Below are 8,414 nucleotides of genomic sequence, written 5' to 3'. Positions count from 1 at the left end.
CTTAACTGAACGGCATTACGCCTTGCGCGGGCTTTTTTGTGCCTGCCGCGGCATCGTTCGGCCGCGGCATATCGCTTGCTAGCCTATCGTTGATGTGCGCAGAGCGACGTCGCTACGCCGCATCGCTCTGACACGCCCGTGACGAAGCGAACGGAGGTTGCAATGCGAAGGGATCGAATGAGGCTGGCCCACTGGGTGGTTGCTGTGCTGACCATCGGTGGCTCAACGGCCATGGCCGCCGACAATTGGGTCAGGCTGGCGCCGCTGGCCAACAACGCCGGCACGCTCTACATGGACAAGGACTCCATCGAGCGCAACAACGACGGCACCGTGCGTGCCACCTCGCGCGATGCCTATGACGCGCCGCGCAAGCTCTCCGACGGCAAGGCGTACCAATACGACTCGCGCACCTCCCTGTATGACTGCAAGAGCGGCCGCATCCAGCCCGTCAGCGCGCTGATCCAGGACAGCCAGCATGGCACCGTGCTCGACAGGAGAATCGACAGCCCCGGCTGGGAGGCCGCCTTGCCGAACTCGGAGGGCGAGGCGGTTCTGCACGCGGTTTGCCAGAAGTAGGGCGCGTCGCGCGATCCTGCTATTGCACGGCCGCGGCCGCGGCCGGGGCAAGGTCCACGCGCAGCGTGCCGTCCGCATCCATGCGCGTGAGGCCGCGCGCGGCAGCCTCGCGGTAGTGATACAGGTCGAAGCGCAACGGCCCGCGTGTCGACGAATCGATGACGAGCACGCGGCTGTTGGTCACCAGCACGTTGTACATCTTCAGGTCGCCGGATTGGATCCAGATGCGGCTGGTAGCGTCGGTCGGGGCGGGCGCGCATATCGACCGCGCCGGGCCGAAGCCGAGCACCAGCCCTTCGGGCGTCACGCGCGCGGTCTGCATCTGGCCGATCAGCCGCGGCGGCGGAAACACAGTGGTCTGATCCAGCACCATGGCATTGCCCTCCAGCTTGGCGCCGCCGCGATCGAGCGGCGCGAGCTGCGACAGCTCCAGCCCCATCCCCTTGAGCAGCGCCAGCGTCTGGATGCCCATCACACGTGCCTCGTCCGGTGTGTAGACGAGGTAGCGTGACTCCTTGAGCTCAAGCGTGCCGCGCATGCCGAACGGCATCCACACGCCCGGAAAGTGGTCACGCAGCTTGAGCCCGCCCGACACGTCGAGCACACCATCGCCCGGCGTGAGCGACAGCGCATTGAGCGAGCGCGGCGCATAGTCCAGCAGGTACGTGTTGAACAAGGCATCGAGCGAGGCCTTGGGCACCGTCACCTCGCCGCCGAGGATGCGAATGTCGAACTGGCTGGGGTCATCCATGTCGACGGGCTGGCCGGGCGTGCGCGGCACGAGTTGCGCGGTGAGCTGGTGGACATGAAAGCCGATGTCGCCGGTGATGCGGAAATCGACGTCGCGCATCTGCACGACGGGTGGCGCGGTGCCGGAGTCCCGCACAGCGGCGACATCGCTGGCGTTGGCGGCGCCGGAGGAAGGGGCGCAGCGGTGCGTCCACTGCTGGCGCGCGGCGTTCAGGTCTTTGCGCTGGGCGCTGGACATGGGGGCAATCGGCGGTTGAGCGGCGCGGCACAACGTGCTGGCCAGCAGACCGGCAAGCCCCAGCGCGATCAGCGCCAGGCGCAGCGTGAGGGCCGCGAGGCCGAAGGCGGGGGCGATCATTGCGCGGTCCTCTTGGCGAGTTGCACAGCAGGTTTGGCTGTTTTGACTGGGCGGGCAGCGGTGAGCGTATCGAACGACGGCATCAGCACGCGGATGCTGCCATCGGGCGAGAAGCGCAGCGAACCGGCCACGAGCTGATCCCGATAGCGGTACAGGTTGAACACGAACGGCTTGGCCGGATCGGCGACCACGATGTCGATGCGCGCGTTCATCGGCATCGAGCGCAGGAAGCGGATGTCGCCGCCGCGGAAGAGGATGTACGGGCGCTGCGCATCTGCCGCGTTGGCCAGCGGCGGCATCTGCGGGTTGCCGTCGCCGATTTGCATGACGAGCCCCTCGCGTGTGACGCGGATGGCCGACAGCTTCAGGTCCAGCGCTGGCGGCGGGAACAGCTTGGGCACCTGCATGACGATCTCGCTGCCGATGAGCTGCACGGCCGGCGTGGATACCGGCAGCAGGTCGGCCAGTTCGATATGCGCCGCGCCCATCAGCGCGTCGGCATCCTGGCCGCGCACCTTGACTACGTTGGGGCGGAACACGATGGTCTGCGCATCACGCAGCACGAGCGGGCCGCGCAACTCGATCGGCACCCAGGCGCCGCGGCGGTGCATCTCGGCGCGCATGATGAGCGTGCCGTCCTCCAGCAAGAAGCTGAAGCGTCGCAAAGGCGGATCACTGCCCGGCCCGCGTGCGAAGACTACGGTATTGAATAGCGCGGCCATGCTCTGCGCTGTCACGCGTACCGTGCCGCTGACCGGCTGCAGCATGTACGACGACACGTCGTCCAGCCACACCGGGTCACCCGGCTGGCGCGGCACCATGCGCAGCGCAAGCTGGTCGACCAGGAAGCCGACGCCGCCGTCGAAGCGGAAATCCACTTGCCGCAGATACGAGATCGCATCGGGCTGCCCGGAATCGCGCAGTGTGGTCGGCCGCACCTCACGCGTGGCGAGGTTGCCCGACTGGAATGGCGCGCGCGCTTGCGTTCGGGCGTCTTCCAGTTGCTTAGCTTTCTCGGCTTCGATGCTGCCGTGGCCATCGCCGGCCGTGGCGCAGCTTTGCAGCGATAGCGCAGCAAGCCAGACGCCCGCAGCCCGGAGCGCCCAACGACGCCAATCTCGATGGCGCAAGGTCAAGTCCCACATCGACGGTCTCCTCGTCGTGAGAGGCCGGAAACTACCCGGCGACTTGCGCGGTCGTTTGCCGCGCTCGTGTAGAATTTTTTGCATGCCTGTCCGCAAACCAACCGGCGATGCCGGTCCGCCCGCTGCTCCGCCCGCCCGCGAGTTCACGATTGATGAACTGGCGCGCGCGGCCGACACTACCGTCCGCAACGTCCGCTCGTACCAGGATCGCGGCCTGATCGACCCGCCTGAGCGGCGCGGGCGCGTGGGCATCTACACGCAGGCGCATCTCGGGCGGCTCAAGCTCATCAACCACCTGCTGGCGCGCGGTTATACGCTCGCCAACATCCAGGAACTGCTCAAGGCCATCGTCGAGGGCCACGACCTGCGCTCCATTCTCGGGCTTGAATCCGCCATCAGCAGCCCCTGGTCAGACGAGGCTCCCAAGCACTATTCGCTACTGGCACTGGCCAAGCTGTTCGGCCGCTCCATGTCGCGTCAGGCGCTGGCCCGCGCCATCACGCTTGGTTTGCTGGAGCCCGACGGCCTCGGTTACCTGGCCCGCAGCCCGAAGGCGCTGATGGCCGGCGCGCAAATGGCGAAAGCCGGCTTCCCGCTGGTCGAAGTGCTCGACATCATCGAGCGCGCGCGGCCGCATACGCAGGCCGTGGCCGACGATCTCGTCTCCATGGTCGTGCGCGAACTCGACAAATACGGCGAAGGCCAACTGCCGCCGGTCGAGGACGTGCCGCGCCTGGTCGACGTGATCTGGCGCATCCGCCCGCTGGCGCTGGTGGCAGTCGAGGCCGAGCTGATGCGCGCGCTCGAGATCGCTGCCAACAAGTACCTGGGCGACCGCGTAGCGCAGGTCATCGAGCATCTGCACGAACCGCCGAATACCTCGGGCGCATCGAACTCGCCGGACAAAGGCTAGTGTCTCCTGGCGCGCCCATGCGTGGGGCGCGCCTCATCTATTTCTATCTTGATCCCGATCTCGCCGCGATTGGCAACGACGGCAGGCGTTTTGAATGCCCGTTCAGGACCCGGCTGCACCTGCCGTCGACAGCTTGCGCCGGATCGACGGCGACGGCGCCTCGCCATTGGCGGCGGCATACGCCTCGATCTCCGAGATCAGCTTGGGCAGGCGTTCGAGCGCCGCGCGGTTGTCTTCATCCCACGGGTGGAATGACGGCCGGAAGAAATCGAAGAACTCCGGAATGATCTTGCGCAGCGGCGCTGGGTGGACCCACAGGAAGTGGAACGCTTTGCCCAAGCCCAGGAATTTGTGCTTGCAGGTGCGGTCGGCAAAGATCAGCCGCAGATGCACGTAGAACACCATCGACCAGAACATCAGTGTGGTCAGCAGCATCGTCGAGGTGCGCAGGATGTAACGGCGCAGGCCCGGTTTGATGGCGAGGTTCCACACGTCGTAGCTGACGGCCTTGTGCTCCGTCTCTTCCATGGCGTGCCACAGCCAGACTTGGCGATAGCCGGGCTCCGAGTTGCGGCCCAGGCCATCTTCATGTGAAAGCACCTGGCCGGCCAGCATGGCCGTGTAGTGCTCCAGCGCCACCGTCACAGCCAGTTGATGCGACTTGGGCGTGTACTTGCGCAGCACGTTGAGGAACTTGCCGACAAAGCGATCGATGCGCGTGGCGGGCAGGCCTGCGCGGTCGAGCAGGTCGTTGTAGAGCACGTGCTCACGCGTGTGCATGGCTTCCTGGCCAATAAAGCCGGCCACGGCCTGCTTGAGTTCGGGGTCGGTCACCAGGTGGCGGTAGTTGCGCACGCTGTCCATGAAAAAGCGCTCGCCGGTCGGGAAGAAGATCGACAGCGCGTTCAGGAAGTGGGTGACGTGGTGGCCTCGCTCGTGCCAGTTGCTGATGCGATCGGCAGGCAGGTGAGGATGCACGTCGCGGCGGACTGGCATCATGGGCGGTTCTCCTGGAATGTGGTTTCTGCGAGGCGGCTTGCAGCGCGCCCCTGATCGAGGAATGCGCAGAGGTCGGTCCCCACGCGTACGGGGTCTTCCTCCATTGGGATGTGGCCGAGTGCCGGATACATGCGCAGCGTGGCGCCGGGAATGCGGCAGGCAAATTCACCGGCGTGCGCGGGCGGGATCCACCGGTCGCGCTGGCCCCACAGGATGAGCGTGGGCACGCCGAGTTTTCCCACTACGGCGGCCAGCCCGCTCGTATCGACATCGTCAAAGCGGAACTTCGGCACCATCTTGCCGATGGCCTGTCGTGCACCGTCGGCGTAAAAGAAATCCGCGTAGCGGCGCAGCGTCGGTTCGGACACGCGCGACGGGTCGCCATACACATCGCGCGTGGCGGCGCGGATGATGCCCTCCGGCAGCATCCACGGCGATGTCATCCGCACGCCCAGGTGATTGAACAGATCGATGTAGATCGGCAGCTTCATCGGAAAGCCGGCCGAGTCGATCAGCACGAGCTTCTCGACGCGACCCGGGTGCCGTACGGCAAAGTCCCACGACACCATGCCGCCCAGCGAGTTGCCGATCAGCGTGAGTTTCGACAGGCCCAGCGTATCGACAAACGCGTCGATGAAGTCGCGATACAACGGCAGTTCCATCGTGCGCGGGCGGCCTTGCGCATCGCGCAGGGGGCCGGTAATGCCGAACGGCGGCAGGTCGAGCCGGATCACGCGATAGCGCCGCGTGAGCTGCGGCAACACGCCGTCCCACGTGTGCAGCGACGCGCCAAAGCCGTGGATCAGCAGCAACGTGCCTTCCGCGTTGGCGGCGCCTTCATCGGTGTAATGCACGCGCGTGCCCATCAGAGGCAGGTAGCGCGATTGCGGTTTGGCGTAACGTGCGATCAGCACATCGCGGCCGATGCTGCGCAGGCCGATGCGGCCGGGCCGCAGCATCGCGCGGGCGACGTTGAGCAGGTTCGCGCGCGGGGGGCTGGCGAAAGGTTCAGTGGCGCCAACGTCCAAGGGCGCTGTCGATGCAGTCGTCTTCATGGGGCGGCTCCGGTGTTTACTTGGCGCGTACGGTGGCCGGTGCCGCCTCGTCGCGCAGGCTCTTCTTGCGCGTGCGGCGGGCTTCGCGCACGACCAGCGCCTGATAGGCGGCAGGCAGGATGCGGGCCATGGCGTCGGCGGCGTAGGCATCCGGCCCGATCAGCACGCGGCGCTTGTTCTTGCGAACGCCGTTGAGGATCACGCTGGCAGCCTTCTCCGGGCTGGTGATGAAGAACTTCTCGAACTCTTCCTTGCCCTGCTGTTCGTCGCGCACCAGGAAGCCGTTCATGCTGGGTGACACGCGGCTCGTCTTGGCAATGTTGGTCTTGATGCCGCCGGGGTGCACGCAGGTGGCCGACACGCCGCAGTTCATCAGGTCCAGTTCCTGGCGCAGCGCTTCTGTGTAGCCGCGCACGGCGTACTTGCTGGCGTTGTAGGCGCCCATGCCCGGCTGCGCAAAGATGCCGAAGATGCTCGACGTGTTGACGATGTGCCCGCTGCCACTCGCCTTGAGCAGCGGCAGGAACGCCTTGGTGCCGTGCACGACGCCCCAGAAGTTGATGTTCATGATCCAGGCGAGGTCGTCGTCGTCCATGCCTTCGATGGTGCTGGACAGTGCCACGCCCGCGTTGTTGAAGATCAGGTTGACCTTGCCGTGCGCGGCGGCCGCTTCTTCGGCCCAGCGGTAGACGGCGGCGCGGTCGGCCACGTCGACGGCGTGCGTGGTGACGCGGATGCGATCGCCTTCATGCGCGCGGATGAGCTGTACCGTCTGCGCGAGCGCGGCTTCGTTGCGATCGGCGAGCGCCAGGTGGCAGCCCTCGCGCGCCAAGCCCAGCGCCAATGCGCGGCCGATGCCCGATGCGGCGCCGGTGATAGCGGCAACCTGGTTGTTGAATGACTTCATGACGTGGTCTCCTGACGGCCGACGCTTGGATCAGACGCGGTCGAGCGCTTCTTCGTTGGGGGTGTTCTGGGCAGCAGCGGGCACGGTGCGCGCGGGCACACGCGACGGCACGCCCTTGGGCGCGGCCATCGGACGCGTGCGGTAATCGGCCAGCCGGAAGTGCGCGGTCGCGCGGCGGAACTGCCATGTGAAGCCCGGCCACAGCGTGGTGTTCTTGCCGGTCTTCGGATCGAGGTACCAGCTCACGCAGCCGCCCGCCGACCAGATCGCATTCGACAGCCGCTTCTGGATGCCGTCGTTGAAGCGGCGCTGCACATCGAGGCGCACATCGATGGTCGCCACGTTGTGCGCGCGCATCGACTTGAGCGCATCGACGATGTACGCCACCTGCGACTCGATCATGAACACCATCGACGAGTGGCCGAGCCCCGTGTTCGGACCCACCACCATGAAGAAGTTGGGGAAGCCGGCCACCGTGGTGCCCAGATAGGCCTGCGTGCCGCCCTTGTCCCACGCATCGACGATGTCCACGCCCTGGCTGCCCAGCAGCACGCCGCGCGGGAACGGGTCTGTCGCATGAAAGCCCGTGCCGAAGATCAGGCAATCGACCTCGCGCCGCGTGCCGTCGGTGGTGACGATGGCGTTGGGCTCGACACGTGCGATGCCGGTGGTGATCACGTCGACGTTGTCACGCGTGAGGGCGGGGTAGTAGTCGTTCGAGATCAGGATGCGCTTGCAGCCGATGGTGTAGTCGGGCGTGACCTTCTCGCGCAGCACGGGGTCGGCAATGCGGCGCTTGATGTGGCCGCGTGCCATGCGCTCGACCGCCTTCATCAGCTTCGGGTGCAGCACGAAACCCAGCACGCGCGATTCGAGCATCCAATAGATGCCGGTGCGCATGAGCTTTTGCGTGAACGGCAGGTGGCGGAACAGCCAGTGCTCGGCACGTGACACCTTGCGGTCGGGCTTGGGCAGGATCCACGGCGGGGTGCGCTGATACAGATCGACCCGCCCGGCCTTGGGCGCGATCTGCGGCACAAACTGGATGGCCGAGGCGCCGGTGCCGATCACGGCCACGCGCTTGCCGCGCAGGTCGTAGTCGTGCTCCCACAATTGCGAGTGGAATGCCTTGCCCTGAAAGGTCTCGATGCCGGGAATGTTCGGCCAGGCCGGGCGGCTCAGGCCCCCCATGCCGGAGATGAGCGTGCGGGCGCGGTAGCGGCGGCCATCCGCCATCTCCAGGTTCCAGACGCCGGCCGCATCGTCGAAGGCCGCGCGCGCCAGCTCATGATGAAAACGCACGTGCGGACGTACGCCGAACGCATCGGTGCAGCGCTCCAGATAAGCACGGATTTCCGGCTGCGGCGAGAACATCCGCGACCAGTCCGGATTGGGCGCGAACGAGAACGAATACAGGTGCGACTGCACATCGCACGCGCAGCCCGGGTAATGGTTGTCGCGCCACGTGCCGCCGACCGAGCCGGCCTTCTCGAAGACGAGGAAATTGTCGATGCCGTGCTGCTTGAGCTGGATCGCCATGCCCAGACCAGCAAAGCCGGTGCCGATGATGGCGACGTCGACGGGGGCGGGGGTGTCAGGGTTGTGCGTAGCCGAGGCAAAGGGATCGGCGCGCAGGACATCGGACCGTGCGTTCACGAATTGTCTCCGTGGGCACCATTTGGGCGCCTCTTAATGTGACATTGTTCGATGT

General features: G+C 66.2%; 8 protein-coding genes. 2 read left to right on the top strand and 6 right to left on the bottom strand.

Features of this window, described 5'->3' with window-relative positions; translation table 11 throughout:
- Positions 1–177: 177 nt before the first annotated feature.
- Positions 178–576 (top strand): surface-adhesin E family protein, encoded by a 399-nt coding sequence (locus B4F51_RS02500; protein WP_414706662.1) that lies wholly within the window; start codon positions 178–180, stop codon positions 574–576.
- Positions 577–595: 19 nt separating this feature from the next.
- Here B4F51_RS02500 and B4F51_RS02495 read toward each other — a convergent pair whose 3' ends face one another.
- Both B4F51_RS02495 and B4F51_RS02490 read right to left on the bottom strand, forming a co-directional pair.
- Complete coding sequence (locus B4F51_RS02495) at positions 596–1,684, bottom strand: DUF2993 domain-containing protein (RefSeq protein WP_296223513.1); 1,089 nt, start codon at positions 1,682–1,684, stop codon at positions 596–598.
- Complete coding sequence (locus B4F51_RS02490; protein ID WP_296223512.1) at positions 1,681–2,829, bottom strand: hypothetical protein; 1,149 nt, start codon at positions 2,827–2,829, stop codon at positions 1,681–1,683. The genes B4F51_RS02495 and B4F51_RS02490 overlap by 4 nt, the downstream gene beginning before the upstream one ends.
- Before the next feature lie 82 nt (positions 2,830–2,911).
- On the opposite strand from B4F51_RS02490, the gene B4F51_RS02485 reads away from it, so the two are divergent.
- Complete coding sequence (locus B4F51_RS02485) at positions 2,912–3,742, top strand: MerR family transcriptional regulator (RefSeq protein WP_296223511.1); 831 nt, start codon at positions 2,912–2,914, stop codon at positions 3,740–3,742.
- A 102-nt stretch (positions 3,743–3,844) separates the two neighbouring features.
- On the opposite strand, the gene B4F51_RS02480 is transcribed toward B4F51_RS02485, so the two are convergent.
- From B4F51_RS02480 to B4F51_RS02465, 4 genes are read right to left on the bottom strand one after another with little or no spacing between them, the layout of a single operon-like run.
- Positions 3,845–4,741, bottom strand: coding sequence for a metal-dependent hydrolase (locus B4F51_RS02480; protein ID WP_296223510.1), 897 nt, complete (start codon positions 4,739–4,741; stop codon positions 3,845–3,847).
- A complete protein-coding gene (locus B4F51_RS02475; RefSeq protein ID WP_296223509.1) occupies positions 4,738–5,796 on the bottom strand; it encodes an alpha/beta fold hydrolase in 1,059 nt (352 codons plus the stop codon). Before B4F51_RS02475 ends, B4F51_RS02480 begins: the two co-directional genes overlap by 4 nt.
- A gap of 16 nt (positions 5,797–5,812) precedes the next feature.
- Positions 5,813–6,703, bottom strand: a complete 891-nt coding sequence (locus B4F51_RS02470; RefSeq protein ID WP_296223508.1) for an SDR family NAD(P)-dependent oxidoreductase — start codon at positions 6,701–6,703, stop codon at positions 5,813–5,815.
- Between the two features lie 30 nt (positions 6,704–6,733).
- Positions 6,734–8,359: a flavin-containing monooxygenase gene (locus tag B4F51_RS02465; protein ID WP_414706660.1), complete on the bottom strand. Its 1,626-nt coding sequence runs from the start codon at positions 8,357–8,359 to the stop codon at positions 6,734–6,736.
- Positions 8,360–8,414: the final 55 nt, after the last annotated feature.

Origin of the sequence: Ralstonia sp. UBA689, assembly GCF_002298975.1 — a bacterium.
Classification (GTDB): domain Bacteria; phylum Pseudomonadota; class Gammaproteobacteria; order Burkholderiales; family Burkholderiaceae; genus Ralstonia.
This window is presented reverse-complemented; position numbering and strand designations above follow the sequence as displayed.

What these genes read in the sequence shown, in the direction of transcription:
- B4F51_RS02500 (WP_414706662.1), top strand. Translation starts at nt 178, where the DNA reads ATGAGGCTGGCCCACTGGGTGGTTGCTGTGCTGACCATCGGTGGCTCA.
- B4F51_RS02495 (WP_296223513.1), bottom strand. Translation starts at nt 1,684, where the DNA reads ATGATCGCCCCCGCCTTCGGCCTCGCGGCCCTCACGCTGCGCCTGGCG.
- B4F51_RS02490 (WP_296223512.1), bottom strand. Translation starts at nt 2,829, where the DNA reads ATGTGGGACTTGACCTTGCGCCATCGAGATTGGCGTCGTTGGGCGCTC.
- B4F51_RS02485 (WP_296223511.1), top strand. Translation starts at nt 2,912, where the DNA reads ATGCCTGTCCGCAAACCAACCGGCGATGCCGGTCCGCCCGCTGCTCCG.
- B4F51_RS02480 (WP_296223510.1), bottom strand. Translation starts at nt 4,741, where the DNA reads ATGATGCCAGTCCGCCGCGACGTGCATCCTCACCTGCCTGCCGATCGC.
- B4F51_RS02475 (WP_296223509.1), bottom strand. Translation starts at nt 5,796, where the DNA reads ATGAAGACGACTGCATCGACAGCGCCCTTGGACGTTGGCGCCACTGAA.
- B4F51_RS02470 (WP_296223508.1), bottom strand. Translation starts at nt 6,703, where the DNA reads ATGAAGTCATTCAACAACCAGGTTGCCGCTATCACCGGCGCCGCATCG.